Raw genomic sequence first — 17,094 nt, 5'->3', positions numbered from 1 at the left:
CGATCACTTGGACCGGGTGCGCGCGATGATGTCCCTGACGGCCTCTTCCATGCGCTTCCAGTCCTTCAGAAACGCTCTCTTGTAGTCCAGGCTGACGGACAGCTTGTTGTCGATGTCCACGAAGTAATGAACGCAGCCCGCGGCCACTTCCCCTGGCTCACTGATCACCTCGCGCCCCTCCAGCCGCACGCCGTCGCGTCGGAATTCCTCGCCGTCACATTTGATGAATGAGCTGATCCGGCCGTCACCCTGCCGTGCGATGTACCAGTCTCTCTCGTAGGCGGGATTGCGCACAGGCGGCCTCCCGTACCGCGCCTCATACTGCTTCGCGTACACCACCATCTTCGCTTCATCGATTGCATAGGGCGTCAGGCCCAAGATCTGCGGCTTTGCAACGCGTTGATCGAGACGGTCCCTGGGATCCTCCCTTTCCACAGAGCCCTCCTCGGTGATGGCTTCATTTGACGACAGCCTTGAAAGCAGTGTTTCAACGGGAACGCGATCAACATAGTTGATCCGGATTGGAATCTCCTTCCGGAAATCATTCGTACGCGGATTGGCCCGCGCACCCGGCGCCGTCGGCTTCATGTCCGGCCACTCGATGACCAGCGTCACGCCCTCGCCCGGCCATGGTGCGATCTGGCTGTCCAGGTAGTTGGCCGGAATGCGGAAGGTGTTCGGCCCCAGCTTCACGTCCACGGGGGCATCGGTATAGGTGTGACCGTTGATCGTGCGGCCGGTCTGCGTTGCGCCGGACATGGCGGGATTCCTTTCGTGTTCGGTGGATGGCGGCCGCGCACACGCGCCAGCACTCGCCGCGACGGCAAGTGCAAGCGCCAGGCAACGGCTCGGGGACATCACGTGCATGGGCATTCCATTGCAGGGTTCCAGCGCCACTATAGGGAACCGGGCGTCAACGGAACAGGAACCGCATCGCAGCCCTTCATGGAACCAGGCAGCGCTCCACCTGCAGTGACAGCACCTGGCAGGCATTGAACAGGCCCTCGACCACGGCGGCGGAGGGACAGCAGGCGGGATCGTCGCTCTCCCGCGCCACATGCGCAGCGTGCAGCACCGCAGTCAACGCCGTGATGCCCGAAACGCTGCGGGTCGCCAGGGCCATGTCGAACGCGCGGCCAGGGCTCAAGTGCATTTCACTCCAGGCCTCGCCATCAGCGCGCAGGTTCCTGCCGTGGCCTGCCAGGTGTGCAAAGAACGCCGATGGCGTGACGAACTCGGCGGATTCGCGGAGCGCGTCCTCCGGCGTTTCGGCCAAGGCAGCTGGAAGATCGCGCACGGCGGCACCCAGCAGCGCGTGCAGGCGGGGATGGTCGGGAAGACGTTCGGGCATGACGGCAACCTCACGATGTGGCCACCTGCAGATGCAAGGTGGCGGACGGTGCGGGTTGGCGTGCCGGATACGTACCGCTAAAGCCGGCGGATCGGAAGATCCCCACGCACCGTCCACCATGAGCCGGTGGGCGGTGCATTGTCGCGGTTGCAGCTTCGGCTGCAATCGCGACCGGTAGCGGTACGTAAGTTCGGGACGCCAATCCCGGCCAGGGCGAGTGCCTTGGCGCGGCGATGATGGGCGCACTCCATCGCCGATGCAAAGTAGGAAAAGTCCGCGCTGACGCATTCCTACGCTGGTTGCGTCACGGGATGGCGAACCGTCCACCGACTGACGTGCTTCGTTGGTACGTCGCGCCTGCCTGCGCGCGCTGCCCAACGATCACATCGAGCCGAACACGACACACCGGCCATGGCGATCGCGCAGAAAGTCGCAATACGCACGGCCTCCGTCTTCAGCTCGAGCACAGGCGTTCCGCGCTGGATACACACCGGGAACGCTTGCGTAGAGGAGCCCACAGGCACATTCGAGCGCGATCTGATCACAACGGAATGTCTGCGCCACACCGTTTTCGTACGAGATCCGCGAGGTGACGACTATAGTCGCCGACCTCAATGGATCAGGAGCTCATCATGGAATTCACTTCCTGGCGCAACATCCTTGTTGCCGCTGGCGTGGCGGTCGCACTTTCCGTGGCCGCCTACAACGACCATCACCGTCATGCCCTCACTGACGGTGCCGAAGGGCGCGATGCGGTAGGTCTCGTCACCGAGGTGCATTGGGATGAGAAGAGGGGCAGAAGGAGCAACTTCGTCCTGAATGTCGAGTTCGAAACCGAAGACGGCCAATCGCGCGTCGAGAAGATCGCGGTCTCCAACGACCTTGGCAATCGGATGCGTGCCACCGACGAGGCGGAGGAGATTGATATCCGCTACAACGCCAAAGACCCGTCCGTGGCGATGGCCGTTGGCGAAACGGACAACTCCCTGCTGTTGTTGTGGCTGGCAATCGCCTCCGGGCTGCTCACCCTGGCGCTGCTGGTCACCCGGGTGGTGCAGGGCCGGAAAGCGCAGCCCGCCTGACCCACCCAGGCGCGGGCGCATCCAGAATGCGCTCGCGCAGAGCCAAAAGTGTCTTCAACTCTGGCAATCGCCTTCCGTGCTTCCATGGCCGCGATAGGTCTCGCCCCACTCGCGCATGGCCAGCAGCACCGGCACCAGCGTGCGGCCGAACTCGGACAGCTCGTATTCCACCTTCGGCGGCACTTCCGGGTACACGTGGCGGATCACCACGCCATCGGCTTCCAGTTCACGCAGCTGGCTGGTGAGCATGGACTGGGTAGCATTGGGCACCCGCCGCGTCAGTTCCATGAAACGCCGCTTGCCGGTCATCAGGTGAAACAGAATGATCGGCTTCCACACGCCACCGATCACGGACAGCGTGACTTCCACCGCACACCCGCTCTTGCCATCCCAACGCTTGCTACGCATGCATACTCCGGAAAACCATAGTACCTACGGAAAATCATCGTTCTTGTTGCAATAGAGGCACGAGCCTAGCATGGCCCCATCCCATGAATGTGAGGCCATCCATGACGTTCAAAGCCCTGCTGACCGGCAAGACGAACAACCAGCTTTCGACCGAGCTGGTCGATTTCGATGAGGCGAATCTGATGGACGGTGACGTCCTGGTGCAGGTCGAGTACTCCACGCTCAACTACAAGGATGCGCTCGCGCTCACCGGCAAGAGTCCGGTCATCCGGACGTTTCCGCTGATTCCCGGCATCGATCTGGCAGGCGTGGTGCTGGAATCCAGCAGGGCCGACTTCACGCCAGGCGACCGCGTCGTGCTCAATGGCTGGGACCTGAGCATGGGCCATCACGGCGGCCTGGCCCAGCGCGCCCGCGTACGCGGCGAATGGCTCAACCGGATTCCCGGCAACCTGAGCACCCGCGACGCCATGGCCATCGGCACCGCGGGCTACACCGCCATGCTGTGCGTGCTGGCCCTGGAACATGCCGGCGTGACGCCCGACAAGGGCGATGTGCTGGTGACCGGCGCCAATGGCGGCGTCGGCTCGATTGCGGTGGCGATCCTGTCGAAGCTGGGCTATCGCGTGGTGGCCGCCACCGGACGCCCGGAGCATGCTGATTATCTGCACAACCTGGGTGCTGCCGAGATCATCGATCGTGCGCAGCTTTCCGAACCGCGCGAGCGGCCGGTGAGTGCCGAGCGATGGGCCGGCGTGCTGGATGTGGCCGGCGGCCCAACGCTGGTCAATGCCATCGCCGAAACGAAGTACCGCGGTGCCGTGGCCGCCTGTGGCCTGGCCCAGAGCGATGCACTGCACGGCTCGGTGCTGCCCTTCATCCTGCGCAACGTGACCCTGGCCGGCGTGGATTCGGTGAATGCCCCACAAGAGGTTCGCCAGCGCGCCTGGGATCGGCTTGCAACTGACCTGGACCCGCAGAAGCTGGAAAGCACCGTGCAGCAGATCGGCCTCGCCGAGGTACTGGATGTCTATGAGCAGATCATTCCCGGCAAGGTGCGCGGCCGCATCGTTGTGGATGTGAACGCCTGACGCCTGCCGCGCCGGCGAGGGTGCAATGGCATCGCAGGCTCACGCGCGCGACTGACCGGAAAACGCAACGTGCCACGCCAAGCCGCCTTATCATGGGGCGGCAAGGGCGCTTTACGCCCGTTGACGTACGCAAGGCAGTATCTGGATGTCTATGGAATGGCGCCCCTCGGGCTGGGGCCAGCGTGTGACCCGCTCGCCTGACTGGCAGTTGCGGCTGGATGGCGAACAGCTCGCGCTTTTGATCGACGGCAGGCAATACCAGCAGCATGTGGCGAACGAACACAGCGTGCGGGTCGTTCGCGGCGTACTCTGGTCCCGGGTCGAACTGACGACCGAGCGCGGTGAGGCACTGTCCGTGGATGGGCTGCCCAACAGCCAGGGCTCCCGGCTTGCGGCTGCCGTGCAGCACGTGCTTTTCGCGCGCTCCAGGCGGGGGCGCAAGGCACTGTTTGAGCGCGTTCTGGCGCAGATCCAGGCGTGGCTGGCCGAGGCAGATGCGCTTACCGACAGAGGCACCACCGGCCGCCGCTGGATCACGCACGAACAGCAGCAGGCGCTGCTGGCCGACCGCCCCACCCTGCCCCTCCCGCCAGCCGAGCTCGAGCAGCTGTTCCTCGACGAGGAGGTGCATGACGACCTGCACGTGCACCGCCACCGCATGGCGCTGGACGCGCTGAACGACTGGCAGCTGGATTGGCCCGCCGTGTGGGCGAACGCCAATGAGGCAATGGCGACCCGTGAACTGGCTCTGGCCAAGCCTTTCCTGGACCGGGTCGAGAGCAGACCGTTGACCGAGGAACAAGCCCGCGCGGTCATCTGCTTCGACAACCGGGTGCAGGTCGTGGCCGCGGCCGGCTCGGGCAAGACCTCCACGATGGTCGCCAAGGCCGCTTATGCCATCGACCGCGGCTTTGTCGAACCCGAACGGATCGTGATGCTCGCCTTCAACAAGGATGCCGCCCAGGAGCTGGAGGAGCGCGCGCGACGATGCTTCGACCGGCTCGGCATGGGCGACACCGTGGTCGAGGCGCGGACCTTCCACGCCCTGGGCCTGGCCATCATCGCCAAGGCCACGGGACGCAAGCCTGATATCCCGGAATGGGCGATCGACGCGACGCTGGGCTTCAACAAGCTGGCCGAACTGGTGGACGACCTGAAGGACCGCTCGACCCACTTCCGCACCCAGTGGGACATGTTCCGCCTGGTGTTCGGACGCGATCTGCCGCCGTTGGGTGCCGACATGATGGCCGATGGCTACGACCGCGATGGTGCGCCCTACATGCGTACCCTGCAGGGCGAGCGGGTGAAGAGCCTGGAAGAGTGCGTGATCGCTGACTGGCTGTTCTACAACGGCGTGGCGTATGACTACGAGCGGCGCTACGAGTTCGATACCGCGACAGACACCCACCGCCAGTATCGTCCAGACTTTTACTACCCGGACGCCCGGCTGTATCACGAGCACTTCGCGCTGGATGCCGATGGCCAGCCGCCGCAGCACTTTGCCGATTACAGCGAAGGCATGCACTGGAAGCGCCAGCAGCATATGGCGCGCGGCACTGCCCTGGTCGAGACGACCTCGTTTGGCCTGCGCAGTGGACAGGCCCTGCAACACCTTGCCGAGCGGCTGGGTGCGTCTGGCGTCGAACTCGACCCGAACCCGGACCGCGAGCTGCCTGATCAGGGCGCCAAGCCGATGCCGGACGCAGACCTGATTGGCCTGATGCGCACCTTCATTGCGCATGCCAAGAGCAACTGCCTGACGCTGGACGATATGGCGGCGCGCCTGCGGCAGATGCCCGAGGATCAGTTCAAGGAACGCTACCGGCGCTTCCTGGAGATCGCCGGGCCGGTTTTCCATGCTTGGGACGATGCACTGACTGACGAGCGCAGCATCGATTTCGAAGACATGCTCAACATGGCCGCCGGGTTGCTGGAACAGGGCCACTATGAGTCACCCTACGATCTGGTGATGGCCGACGAATTCCAGGATGCCTCGCGCGCCCGTGCGCGCCTCTGCCGTGCGCTGGTCAGCCAACCGGGCCGCTATCTGTTTGCGGTGGGCGATGACTGGCAGTCGATCAATCGCTTCGCTGGCGCCGACGTTTCGGTGATGACCGGTTTCCGCGAATGGATGGGGCATGGCCAGGTGCTGAAACTGGAGCAGACGTTCCGCTGCCCGCAGGCACTGTGTGATGTTTCCAGCCGCTTCATCAGCCGCAACCCCGCGCAGATGGCCAAGAAGGTCCGCTCTGCTGCGCCGGCAGTCGGCCCGGTGCTGCAGGCGTTCCAGATGAACCGGCGTGAGGAGGTGCAGGATGGCGTTCGCCAGTACCTTTCGAAGCTGCACCAGCAACTGTTGTCAGGCGCGGTGGCGCAGGGCCGCAATGGACGCGTGACGGTCTTTGTTCTGGGGCGGTATCGCGCGGATCGCGGTGCAGTGCCTTCGGATTGGAAGAGGGCCTTTGGCAGCACGATGGACGTCGAGTTCCTGACCGCCCATCGATCGAAGGGGCGCGAGGCGGACTACGTGATCCTGCCGGGCATGAGCAACCGCAGCTTCCCGAGCCTGCGCGCGGATGACCCGGTGCTCTCGCTGGCAATGCCGGATGGCGATACCTATCCGCTAAGCGAAGAACGGCGGCTGTTCTATGTGGCCCTGACGCGTGCGCGACGCTCGGTTGCGATGTTCACCCTGCAGGGCAGGCACTCGCCGTTCCTGGATGAGCTGGTGAAGGACGGAGCAGTGGAAGTGACCGCGATTTCAGGCGCGGCCATCCGCGAAGAGCGCTGCCCGGTGTGCAAGGTGGGCGTGTTCGTGGACCGGAATGGGCCGCATGGGGCTTTCCGGTCGTGCTCGAGTTATCCGTTGTGCCATAACAAGCCGAAGGGTGGGCGTCGTGGGTGAGCGTATTCTCTGCGCTTTCCTGGCGATGTGCGCACTGCCCTCACCGTCACCGTGAGCTTCGCCCAGGCGGAGATCGACTACTCACTCCGGCTGCTAGACTTTGCCGACATTCAAATGGACGACCCCATGGAACGGTGGTATCTGGCAACACTGCTGGCGTTGGTCCTGCACCAGATTGATGCAGCGTTCTGGCACGAGTGGGCCCTGTTCGGCGTTCCCGGCGGCATCCAGGGGTTTCTGGCTTTCAACCTGATCGCTGTGGGCGCCCTGCTGCATGGCTATCGCCAGGTTGTGCTGGCCAAGCCCTCCGCGCGGGCGTATGCCAGCCTGTGCGGGACAGTTGGCGCCGGCACCGCCATGATTCATGTGGGCTTCGCCGCGGCCGGTCGTGACGAGTTCCTGCTTCCGCTCTCCATCGCAACGCTGGCGGCCTGCCTCGTGGCCGGCGTCGGGCTCCTCATGCAAGGCCGCCGTGCTACCCCGGCTCGCGTGCAGATCGATGGCGTGGACTGACGAGACGAAAAAGCCCCTGAATCCAGGGGCCCTTTGAATCAACTGGCGGAGAGAGTGGGATCGGATCACCTTCGATCCAACCCCTTCAAACCGTTGCAGAAAGCCTGCCGGGCAGGTTTCCTTTGAATGTTTCCCCAATGATAGCCGGAGAAAACCCTGCCGATCCACCTCTGGGCAACCCGTTAGAGGGGCTCGGAGTGGCATTGCACCACGACCTCCTGATCGAGCGGGAACGCAGTGAGGGGTGCCTGGGACACTCCTCGAGCGGGCAATCGCCTGTCTTCTGAATGCCTGCGACCGGTTCATTCGAATAGGGACGCAAGCGTTCTTCCCAAGCATACGAGGACCGGTCCGACATTGTGTGGACCGTGACAGGGCAATCAACGCGAGCACCCGTCGGACACCAAGCCGCTTCCCAAGCGCAGTCCCAAGTTGGTGGTGGAAACGGTCACGCTCCTGGCTGGAGACACCTCAGAGGGCGAGGTAGGACTGGGGCCGTTGGGCCAATGCCTCAATCGAACAGACCCCTCATTCTCTCCCAATGCCTATGGGCATTCGGGCCTACTCAGCATGCTGAAGACCTACGACCTGCTGACCCTACGCCAGCAAGAAGGAGGCCAGTGGACCGTCAGTGTGGCGCGGCATGAAACGAATGAGCACGCGTAGGGGTATCACCCGCGCTTCCAGAGCGCCCTGACCACCTCGATCTACTATCGACACCTGTGCGTCACGAACTTGATTGGTTCAGCCACGAACTCCAAGCGTAACGAGACCGTCAAACTGCCCGCCTACGGTCGCTGAATACATAGTCTTAGATGGGAAGCGCTGGCCGTGTCCTCGCACCACGCAGTGACCGATGCTATTCAGTCTTCTGATCGGCTCCTTCCGGTTGCCCAGTATGTGCGCATGTCGACCGAGCATCAGCGCTACTCCACGGAGAACCAGGCTGCGGCAATTGCCGAATATGCCAAGGCGCACGGCATGGAGATCGTCCAGACCTACGAAGACTCCGGCAAGAGTGGACTAAACCTCAAAGGTCGAAGCGCTCTTCAAGCCCTTCTCCGGGATGTGAAGCTCCCCTCCCCTGGCTTCAACGCTATTTTGGTCTACGACGTCAGCCGCTGGGGACGGTTCCCTGACCCGGACGAGGCCGCCGCCTACGTTCACGCCTGTAAGAGCCATGGCATCCCGGTCATCTATTGCGCGGAAGCGTTCAAGAACGATGGCTCGTTGCCATCCACCATCATGATTGGCCTCAAGCGCAGCATGGCCGCCGAATACAGCCGCGAGTTATCTGACAAGGTATTCAAAGGGGCATGCAACATTGTGCGGCACGGGTTCCGACAAGGAGGCACCCCGGGGTATGGCTTGCGCCGCCAACTCGTGGATGAGCACCTCCAGCCCAAGGCGCTGCTTGTTCGAGGAGAGCAAAAGAGTATCCAGACCGATCGTGTGATCCTGGTGCCCGGCCCTTCGCATGAAGTCGCCACCGTCTTGCGCATCTATCGGCTGTTTCTGCAGGACGGCATGCCCGAGCGGGTCATCGCCTCCCTTCTGAACCGAGAAAGCATCCCCAATGAAGTGGGTGGCCCTTGGAGCAGAGGGACGATCCATCAAATACTGACGAATGAGAAATACGTCGGCCACAACGTCTACAACCGGACCTCGTTCAAGCTGAAGCTGCAACACGTTCAGAACCCGCCGGAAGCGTGGGTGCGAAAGGAACATGCGTTTGAAGCCATTGTTCCGTTTGATCTGTTCGAGCGCGTTCAAGCAATCATAGCGGCACGTTCGATCCACTTGGACGACCGCCAGATGCTGGAAGCCCTGCGCTCGCTGCTTGATCGGCATGGCGCGCTGTCAGGGATGCTGATCGATGAAGAAGAAGGCGTTCCCTCCAGCAGCGCCTTCCGCCATCGGTTCGGTAGCCTGCTCCGGGCCTATAGCTTGGTTGGCTACTCCCCCAAGCGCGACTACGCCTACTTGGAGATCAACCGCGCCCTTCGGCAGCGGCATCCCGAGATGGTCCAGCTCGTGGTGGACGGTATCGCCCAACACGGCGGGTGGGTCGAGCCATGCCGGGATACCGGCCTGCTGCGGGTGAACGGTGAGCTCCTCACGTCCGTCGTGATCGCACGGTGCAAGCCCACACCCGCCGGCTCTAACCGCTGGCGCATCCGACTAGATGCCAGCCTGACGCCGCATCTGACCGTAGTGGTCCGAATGGATCCCGGTAACCGTCATGCCCATGACTACTACGTGCTTCCCTCCATCGACTTCACCCCCGATGGCATGCCCTCCATGGAGGACAACGGCTTTTCCTTGGATGCCTACCGGATGGACACGCTGGAGGATTTCTTCGCCTTGGCCGGTCGGGCCGCATTGCTGGAGGCCGCATGACGAACAAAAGCACAAGCGTTCAGATGATCCCCATTGCCGACATCCACGTCGCCAATCCGCGTGTCAGAAACCAACGCATCCACCGTGGCATCACTCGTAGCATCGAGACGGTGGGGCTCAAACGCCCCGTTAGCGTTCGTAAGGCATCTCCTGATGAAACGTCACTCCCCTATGCACTGATCTGCGGCCAAGGCCGCCTCGAGGCCTGCAAGCTATTGGGGCACCGCGAAATCCCCGCCCTGATCCTTGACGTGGACGAGCACACAGGCCACGTCATGAGCATCGTGGAGAATGTGGCTCGCCGCACGCCCAGGGCAGCCGAAACCATGGAGCAAGTCCAGGTGCTCAGGGAGCGTGGCTACTCAGACCCAGAGATAGCCACCAAACTTGGCTGCACTCCGTCTTGGGTGAACAGCGTGGCCAACCTCATGGAGCGCGGAGAGCGACGTCTGCTCGCTGCCGCGGAGGCCGGTCACATTTCCTTGGCCCTTGCCGTAAACATCTCCCGGGCAAATGATCGCGATGCGCAACAGTTGCTGATGGACGCCTACGAGGCCGGTGAGCTCAAGGGAAAGAAGGTAACCGTCGTCCGACAGATCCTTGCCCATCGAGCCAGAAGCGGCAAGAAGGGAACCAGCACTTACGCGCACGGCGCGCCACGGAAGAAGCTTACCCCCGAGGACCTTGCCAAGCTCTACAAGCGCGACGTGGAGATGCACCAACGCATCCAGAAGAAGGCCGAGTTCACGCAACAATCGCTTCTCCTGGCCCGGCAGATCTTCAAAGAGCTGTTTGCCTCTAAAGAGTTTTGCGGACTTCTCCAATCGGAGGGGCTGACCAGCGTCCCGCAACCACTGGCTGACCTGCTGCCGCGCAGAGGGTTGGCCCGATGAGCAAGAAGCAATCTTCGGGCGTGCGCCTGGGCTTTGAAAAGGACTGCGTGGACATCCAGTTGGCCCAGTTGCATTACAGCGTGGCCATGCCCACGGGGACCAAGGCCTCCGTCAAGTATCAGCAGATCGTGAGCTCGGTCAGGACGGTGGGATTGGTCGAGCCCATCGTGGTTACCCTAGACCGGAGCACCGCCGGGCGGTTCTTGGTCCTCGATGGGCGAATGCGCTTGGAGGCTCTGAAGGAACTGGGAGCATCCGTGGCCCCGTGCCTCATCTCAACAGACGACGAAGGCTACACTTACAACAAGCAGGTGAACCGCCTTTCGGTTGTCCAAGAGCACCGAATGATCCTCAGGGCAGCAGAGCGCGGGGTTTCCGTGGATCAGTTGTCGCAGGTGCTCAACATCTCGGCCAGCTCCATCCGGGACAAATTCCGGCTCCTTGATGGCGTTTGCGACGAAGCGACCGCCATCCTGGCCGACAAACCCGCCGCCGCAGGCGTCTTTCGGTTGCTGCGGAAAATGAAGCCCTTCCGGCAGATCGATGCTGCTCAAACCATGGTCAACCTGGGGGATTTCTCGATCAAGCTTGCAACGGCGCTTCTCCAAAACACGCCGGCGGAACAATTGATAGAGCCTTCGGCGGCAAAGCATGCAAATGGCGCCCCTATGGAGGCGCTCCAACGCCTGGAGCGGGAGCTGGCAGCGCTACAAGCCGATACAAAACTGCTCGAGGAGAACTACGGGCCCGCCAGTCTCCAGCTCGAGATCGTCAAAACCCACATCGGTTCAACCCTCCTAGACAATGCAGCAGTTGTGCGCTGGCTGGCCAAGAACAAGCCAGACCATCTTCAACAGCTTCAACGCATTGCGGACATCAAGCTTCTCAAAGCGGGGTGACCCCGTGAACTTTCACACCTACTGTCGAAGGCGTTGCCCAGTGTTGAAGCGAGCCATTCGTCGGCCAACCTGACCAAAGCACGCTTCGCATGCCTATGCGCGTTACCAGCTCCGTCGAAGCTGATGGTTCGACGGCAGGACCAACCTTGGCTTCTGTGAAAGAAGACGCAAAATCCTGGGTTGCCAAGCGAGGCGATGGTGCTTTGATGAGCACACCACCTCGGCTCAAAGGAGCTCAACCATGTTCTCTCACCCACAGTTCCAAATCGCCAGCCAACTGCTTATCGGGCTCATGTCCCAAGGATCCTCTCGCCAATTGAGCGATCGCGTCGAAGACGTGAGGCATGCCTTGGACGTATCCGCTGAACTGATCCGACAATGGGAGGAGGACCAGCCACGGGGCGCCAAGGTCACACCCCCAACGCCGGTCCCCCAGACGCGCACACGTGAAGCCGTGGTAGACCGCACGTTCATCCCCACAGAGGAGTGGCGGCGCAATCGCGCCAAGAAGAGCACCTCACCTTCGGTGTCGCGGCACTCGGGGCCTTCTGTTCACTGAAGGATGCCACCTGAAACGAGAGGAGCCCCGCTAAGCGGGGCTCATTGCGTTTAGTGCAACCGGGGGCGCCGCAGGGGCAGGCCCAGCTGGGGCGCGTGGACCGCGACCGTCGCCTCTTGGATAGTCTGCAACGCTTCTGTTGCTGGCTCGGCGGGACCAGAGCAACGCGCCAAGACCGCCCGGCTCGCAGCTTCCAGGCACTCAGCCCGTAACCGCAGCTCTTCGGCCACGATCGCCTCTTGCTCCGGGGTTGCGGCAGCTTGGGCTGCGGCCAACTCAGCAGACCGCTGCTCCAGAGCTGCCAACCGGCGGCCGCGGCGTCTGGCCCACTCACGAGCCGTCCAAGACACACCGGGCTCCGGGTGGTTCGCCACGAAGTCGTCCCACGCCTGCTCGGCCATGTGGCGCAACCGGATTGAACGACGCATAGCCTTAAGGCGCTTCGGGAAACGGACCAACGCTGCGGCGAACCGCTTCAAGCCGATTAGCAGCCCGTTGAGCGCAGAACGATGCTCCTTGCACTCTTCGGGAACCACTTCTCCGCTCGCCAGTGCATTGACCAACCTCAGCGTGGAATGGAGCGCATGGACGACCAATTGATCCCTGAGCAGTTCACCTTGGCGGACCAGCTCAATCCGAATTGCCTCAACAGACGGGCCTTCGCTTGTCACATCCTCGTCGCTGCCGTCTAAGAGCCTCTGGTCAATGGCTTTACCCAATCCCTTTGAGACGACGATCTGGCCATCGGAGAAGGCAAGCGTCTGATTGATGCTCGATCGCTTCGCCTCCTGTTGGGCCCGCGCTTCATCGTGCCCCTCTGGAACCTGCATGGCCCGGCCTTCCTGTTCAAACGTTGCTAGCAGTTCATCCAAGGCATCCCCGTTGGCTTTTTGAATGGACCTGTTCCTCTCCCCTAGCTCTGAGTGCTCCCCTCGGCGTTCGATGGCCGACGCGTCCTTCCCCAAGTGTCGCGTGGGAGCCCTCGATAGCACCGCAGCGGCCACGAGGTCGCCGCGTGCCAGCGCGTCGTCTGCCTGGGCCTTCAGACTGCGGTGATCCACGCGAACGTCCAGGTTCGCAGCTTCCAGATGCGCATTCGTCGTCGCGGCCACCAGTTCCCGGATCCACTCGACCTCGGCCCGGCCCGCAGGTCCCCCGTCGAGCTCTCGGGTTTTGTCCAGGAAGCCGTCAGGGCCAAGCCGGCGGGTTGTTGCGAGGATGTGGACATGCCAATTCATGCCTCCTCTGCTGCCGGGACTGTGGATGCTGGCTTGTGCGGCAAAACCGTAGCGGTCCACCAACGCCCGCGCCACTGCGATCGCAAGAGACGATCGCTGTTCATCGTCAAGCTCGTGCGGCAGGGCGAACTCGAATTCCCTCGCGATAGTAGAGTCCTTGCGACGCTCCGCCGCCTCTGCTTCCGTCCAGAGTGCGGCAGGCACCAAGGCCCAATCGGGCGCATGCTCAGGGATGATGCAGCGTGTTTCGACCACGCCGTCTCGCCGACGGTAGTCGTGGCGCTGCCCAGTGCGCGTGTCTTCGAGAAGAAGCCCAGCGCGGTAAGCGGCAGCGGCAATGGACGAGTGGCCTTTGGCTCGACTGAAAGTTTTGACGTTGGCGTGGTAGATGGCCATGCGGCTCCAAAGCAGTGGATGTGGCTTTGTTTATGCCGTGGTATTGGATTTTCGCAAGCGCTGAAAGCAATTGGGGTTCAAGGGGCGAAGCCCTTTGCGCACGCGTTCCGCAGGAACGCCTAGGTGCGCTCTTGCTCTTCTCTTTAATGTCGGGCGCTTCAACATTGCGACACTCCTACGCCCAGTAAATATCCGAGACCGCCCAGAGCTTGACGATGCCGGTTTGCATGTTTCACTCGATGACCATTCCTGGAGAAGCACATGGCCGCAACAAATCACTACAGAGACCAAATCCACCGAGCCACGGAACGATTGGCTCAGCTGCAGGCGAGAGAGCTCCTAGCCAACCAGCGGCGCGAAGCCAAAGCGCGGGAAACGGCAAAGCGTGAGGAGATGAAGCGACGGCGGCGCGTAGCCGACTTGGTTTTCTTAGCCGGGGCCCAGACTTTGGACGACGCAGAACTTGTTGGCGCACTGCTGGAGCACGCTGTTCGTAGAGCGGACCGAAACACGCGTGAACTCATTCATGCGAACGGCTCCGAACGACTGAAACATCATTGACCAAAGTCCGCCCTCGGCTTCTCTATCCGCTCAGGCGGCGGTGTAGACAAGGCTGCAGACCACAAAAAAATGTGATGCAATTAGCTCTGGAGGCAGGCCGACACCACTGTTTCGACGATAACTTTACTGGCACTGCCTTCAACACTATAGGCCATAGGTCGGCAGGAGGAAGGATAATGTCCAAGGATGCGGCGGTTTCGGCGATTGAGAGCGGGCTTTGCCTTGAGCTTCGCTACGATGGCTTCTCTCGCTTGGTAGAAGTCCATGCTGTGGGAACGAGCAGGACCGGTCAGCTTTGCATGCGCGTCTACCAAGTGGGCGGTGGTTCCGTGAGCGGAGAAAGATCCGGCTGGAAAATGATGCTCATTGATAAGAGCTTTTCCGCGCATCTTGCTACGACCCGGTCAGAGGCACCAAGACCTGGCTATAGGAAAGGCGACCGTGACATGGCGACAATCTATTGCCAGCTCTAGCCGACCACTCGTTAGCGCCTGAAATTAACAATCTCACACGGACTGGGGAGTATTGTTCTATGCAACTTCTAAGAGCACGCATAAAGAACTTTCGCTCTTTGCGAGACGTTTCCATCGAATTCGAGGCTCACACCGCATTGATTGGCGGCAATGGCGCAGGGAAGTCGAGCATCCTTAAGGCTCTTGAGAAGTTTTATTCGACCAGCAAAGCGCTCGACCAAGATGATTACTTCGGCCGCGACAGCACCCTACCAGTGGAGATTGAGCTGACCTTTGGCGCGTTAAGTGCCGTGGAGCAGGAGACCTTCGAAAGCAGGGTTCGTGATGGAACCTTGACGGTCTCGAGAGTTTTCGATGGGACGAGCTCCTCGGGTCGCTATTACGGATCGACACTCCAAAATCCAGAATTCTCCGCCATACGTGCCATTAGTGGCGCAAATGAAAAGCGAACTGCCTACAAAGCACTCAAAGAGGGAAACGCCGCTTACGCCGGGCTTCCCAGCGTCACGACTGCCGGGCAGATTGAAGTGTGTCTACAGGAATGGGAATTAAACAATCCGGATGCACTGGTGCTACTGAGGGATGACGGCCAGTTTTTTGGATTTCAGAATGCGGGACGTGGAGCTCTACAACGGCATACAAGTTTTGTCTTCGTTCCAGCGGTTAGAGAAGCTTCGCTTGATGCCGCCGATGGAAAATCCAGCGCCATTGGCCGACTACTTGAGATCGTTGTTCGCAGCGCAATTCTTCAGCGCAAGGATGTGCAGGCATTTCAGGAAGAGGTAACGGCACGGTATCGCGCCCTGGTTGCGCCTGCAAACATGCCTGAACTTGGAGAACTAGCAAACCGCTTAACCGGTGACCTCAAAAGCCTATACCGGGATGCTGCAGTAGGCCTCACATGGCGAGACGTTGCAGATATCGCAGTCCCCCTGCCTGCCGCAGACGTTTCATTGAGCGACGAAGGATTTGGTGGACCCGTTGACCGTCAAGGCCACGGACTACAGCGTGCATTTGTTTTTACGCTTTTGCAGCACTTGGCGAAGACCAGTCATCAGACTTCGGCTACCGAAGGAGAGGCTACGGAGGTAGCAGCCCAAACAACCCCGCCAGCGGCTCCAAGCCTCATATTGGCCATTGAGGAGCCTGAGCTGTATCAACATCCGACCAAGCAACGCCACTTAGCGAGCGTCTTAAGAGGCTTGAGCACAGGAAGTCTGCCGGGCGCAACTGGGCCAACCCAGATAATTTTCGGCTCGCACTCCCCCATGTTCGTAGCGATGGAACGAGCCAACGAGGTGAGGCTTGCTAGAAGGTCAAAATCGGCTGATAGCAAGTTCAAGCATGCGCGCTTGACCTCTTTGAGCCTCGCCAACGTCGCTGCGCGCCTAGAAAAAGCGAACAACAAGGCGCCAGGGACTTGGACGGCAGCCACCCTCACCCCGAGACTGCATATCCTCGGAACGGAGCTCTCAGAAGGGTTCTTCGCTAACGGCGTTGTCTTGGTCGAGGGCAGAAGCGACCGATCCGCACTTCAAGCATGTGCGCGAGTGCTCGGCCTCGACTTCCATGCCGCAGGCATCGCCATCCTTCCAGTCGAGGGCAAGCTCAACCTTGACCGACCCTACGCAGTGTTCACTGAGCTAGAGATACCGACATTTTTGGTTTGGGACTGTGATCTAAACACAAAAGATCCAGCGGCAAACCCCGCGCTCCTTCACTTGGTGGATGCCCATGCCCAATATGATGCCCCCCTATCGACCCGCATAGGAAAAAACTATGCCTACTTTGAAGACACGCTCGAATCAACGTTGATTTTAGAACTGGGAAAGGAACTTCACGCGCTATGCTTGGCAGAAGCATGCGAGCCATTTGGCTTAACACCGAGCAAAGACACCCATAAAATACCAGAGGTCATGCATCGCGTTCTTTCCTGTGCGAAAGATAAGGGAAAGAGCTCTTCCACGCTGGAAGCCCTTGTAAACGCGATATGGCTACACCTCGCACCTGATGAGGCTCAGTCCTGAAGAAGCTCATTTCTGAAGAAGTCCGACGGCTAGACTGACGGTCCTTCAGGTCATCCTAGCTGGTGAGGGGCCCTCTTCCCACGGTACGAAAAGGCGCAGGGTTCGCGCTAGGACCGTCCATTTCTAATGGTGGAAAGCAGGCAATAATCCAACATTAACTAACAACAAAGAAAGCTCATTTATCATCCATTAATTTTACGATCCGTTATTGCCCGACCTGCTTGTTAACTTATTTGATGCAAACAGTACGGAATTGACTGCGATAAATCGAAGATAATTTAGAGGGAAACCCTTATTT

At 60.9% G+C, this 17,094-nt stretch carries 14 protein-coding genes; 10 read left to right on the top strand and 4 right to left on the bottom strand.

Annotation, left to right across the window (positions count from 1 at the left end):
- Positions 1-3: 3 nt before the first annotated feature.
- Together AC5P66_RS15305 and AC5P66_RS15300 are read right to left on the bottom strand one after the other, a co-directional pair.
- Positions 4-867, bottom strand: coding sequence for a Smlt3025 familytype IV secretion system inhibitor (locus AC5P66_RS15305; protein WP_099495551.1), 864 nt, complete (start codon positions 865-867; stop codon positions 4-6).
- A 76-nt stretch (positions 868-943) separates the two neighbouring features.
- Entirely contained in the window at positions 944-1,351 is a 408-nt protein-coding gene (locus AC5P66_RS15300; protein ID WP_099495552.1) for a hypothetical protein, read from the bottom strand.
- A gap of 632 nt (positions 1,352-1,983) precedes the next feature.
- Here AC5P66_RS15300 and AC5P66_RS15295 point away from each other — a divergent pair.
- The gene (locus AC5P66_RS15295; protein WP_495216485.1) at positions 1,984-2,433 is read left to right on the top strand and encodes a DUF3592 domain-containing protein; all 450 of its coding nucleotides are present in this window, start codon (positions 1,984-1,986) and stop codon (positions 2,431-2,433) included.
- 54 nt (positions 2,434-2,487) lie between these two features.
- Here the strand turns inward: AC5P66_RS15295 and AC5P66_RS15290 are convergent, their stop codons facing one another.
- Positions 2,488-2,841 (bottom strand): winged helix-turn-helix transcriptional regulator, encoded by a 354-nt coding sequence (locus tag AC5P66_RS15290; protein ID WP_049415019.1) that lies wholly within the window; start codon positions 2,839-2,841, stop codon positions 2,488-2,490.
- A 101-nt stretch (positions 2,842-2,942) separates the two neighbouring features.
- Here AC5P66_RS15290 and acuI point away from each other — a divergent pair, with 101 nt between their 5' ends.
- From acuI to AC5P66_RS15255, 7 genes are all read left to right on the top strand, one after another.
- Positions 2,943-3,932: an acrylyl-CoA reductase (NADPH) gene (gene acuI / locus AC5P66_RS15285; protein WP_099495554.1), complete on the top strand. Its 990-nt coding sequence runs from the start codon at positions 2,943-2,945 to the stop codon at positions 3,930-3,932.
- A 151-nt stretch (positions 3,933-4,083) separates the two neighbouring features.
- Positions 4,084-6,837 carry a UvrD-helicase domain-containing protein gene (locus AC5P66_RS15280; protein ID WP_111096632.1) on the top strand — a complete coding sequence of 918 codons (2,754 nt, stop codon included), beginning with the start codon at positions 4,084-4,086 and terminating at the stop codon, positions 6,835-6,837.
- A gap of 51 nt (positions 6,838-6,888) precedes the next feature.
- Positions 6,889-7,350 carry a DUF6713 family protein gene (locus AC5P66_RS15275; protein WP_231109099.1) on the top strand — a complete coding sequence of 154 codons (462 nt, stop codon included), beginning with the start codon at positions 6,889-6,891 and terminating at the stop codon, positions 7,348-7,350.
- A gap of 435 nt (positions 7,351-7,785) precedes the next feature.
- On the top strand, positions 7,786-8,016 hold the full coding sequence (locus AC5P66_RS15270; protein ID WP_336621632.1) for an OST-HTH/LOTUS domain-containing protein: 231 nt from the start codon (positions 7,786-7,788) through the stop codon (positions 8,014-8,016).
- 165 nt (positions 8,017-8,181) lie between these two features.
- Entirely contained in the window at positions 8,182-9,750 is a 1,569-nt protein-coding gene (locus AC5P66_RS15265; RefSeq protein WP_495216484.1) for a recombinase family protein, read from the top strand.
- Positions 9,747-10,643 carry a plasmid partitioning protein RepB C-terminal domain-containing protein gene (locus AC5P66_RS15260; RefSeq protein WP_046982812.1) on the top strand — a complete coding sequence of 299 codons (897 nt, stop codon included), beginning with the start codon at positions 9,747-9,749 and terminating at the stop codon, positions 10,641-10,643. Before AC5P66_RS15265 ends, AC5P66_RS15260 begins: the two co-directional genes overlap by 4 nt.
- A complete protein-coding gene (locus AC5P66_RS15255) occupies positions 10,640-11,542 on the top strand; it encodes a plasmid partitioning protein RepB C-terminal domain-containing protein (protein ID WP_346577999.1) in 903 nt (300 codons plus the stop codon). The genes AC5P66_RS15260 and AC5P66_RS15255 overlap by 4 nt, the downstream gene beginning before the upstream one ends.
- A gap of 609 nt (positions 11,543-12,151) precedes the next feature.
- On the opposite strand, the gene mobQ is transcribed toward AC5P66_RS15255, so the two are convergent.
- Positions 12,152-13,735: a MobQ family relaxase gene (mobQ, locus tag AC5P66_RS15250; RefSeq protein ID WP_495216483.1), complete on the bottom strand. Its 1,584-nt coding sequence runs from the start codon at positions 13,733-13,735 to the stop codon at positions 12,152-12,154.
- A gap of 261 nt (positions 13,736-13,996) precedes the next feature.
- Here mobQ and AC5P66_RS15245 point away from each other — a divergent pair, with 261 nt between their 5' ends.
- Together AC5P66_RS15245 and AC5P66_RS15240 are read left to right on the top strand one after the other, a co-directional pair.
- Positions 13,997-14,296 carry a conjugal transfer protein TraD gene (locus AC5P66_RS15245; protein ID WP_346577995.1) on the top strand — a complete coding sequence of 100 codons (300 nt, stop codon included), beginning with the start codon at positions 13,997-13,999 and terminating at the stop codon, positions 14,294-14,296.
- Positions 14,297-14,828: 532 nt separating this feature from the next.
- Complete coding sequence (locus tag AC5P66_RS15240) at positions 14,829-16,796, top strand: ATP-dependent nuclease (protein ID WP_346577993.1); 1,968 nt, start codon at positions 14,829-14,831, stop codon at positions 16,794-16,796.
- Positions 16,797-17,094 lie beyond the last annotated feature (298 nt).

Source organism: Stenotrophomonas sp. YJH_SMC_122, from assembly GCF_059369535.1.
Note: the sequence above shows the minus strand (reverse complement) of the source record. Positions and strands in the feature narration are given on the sequence as shown.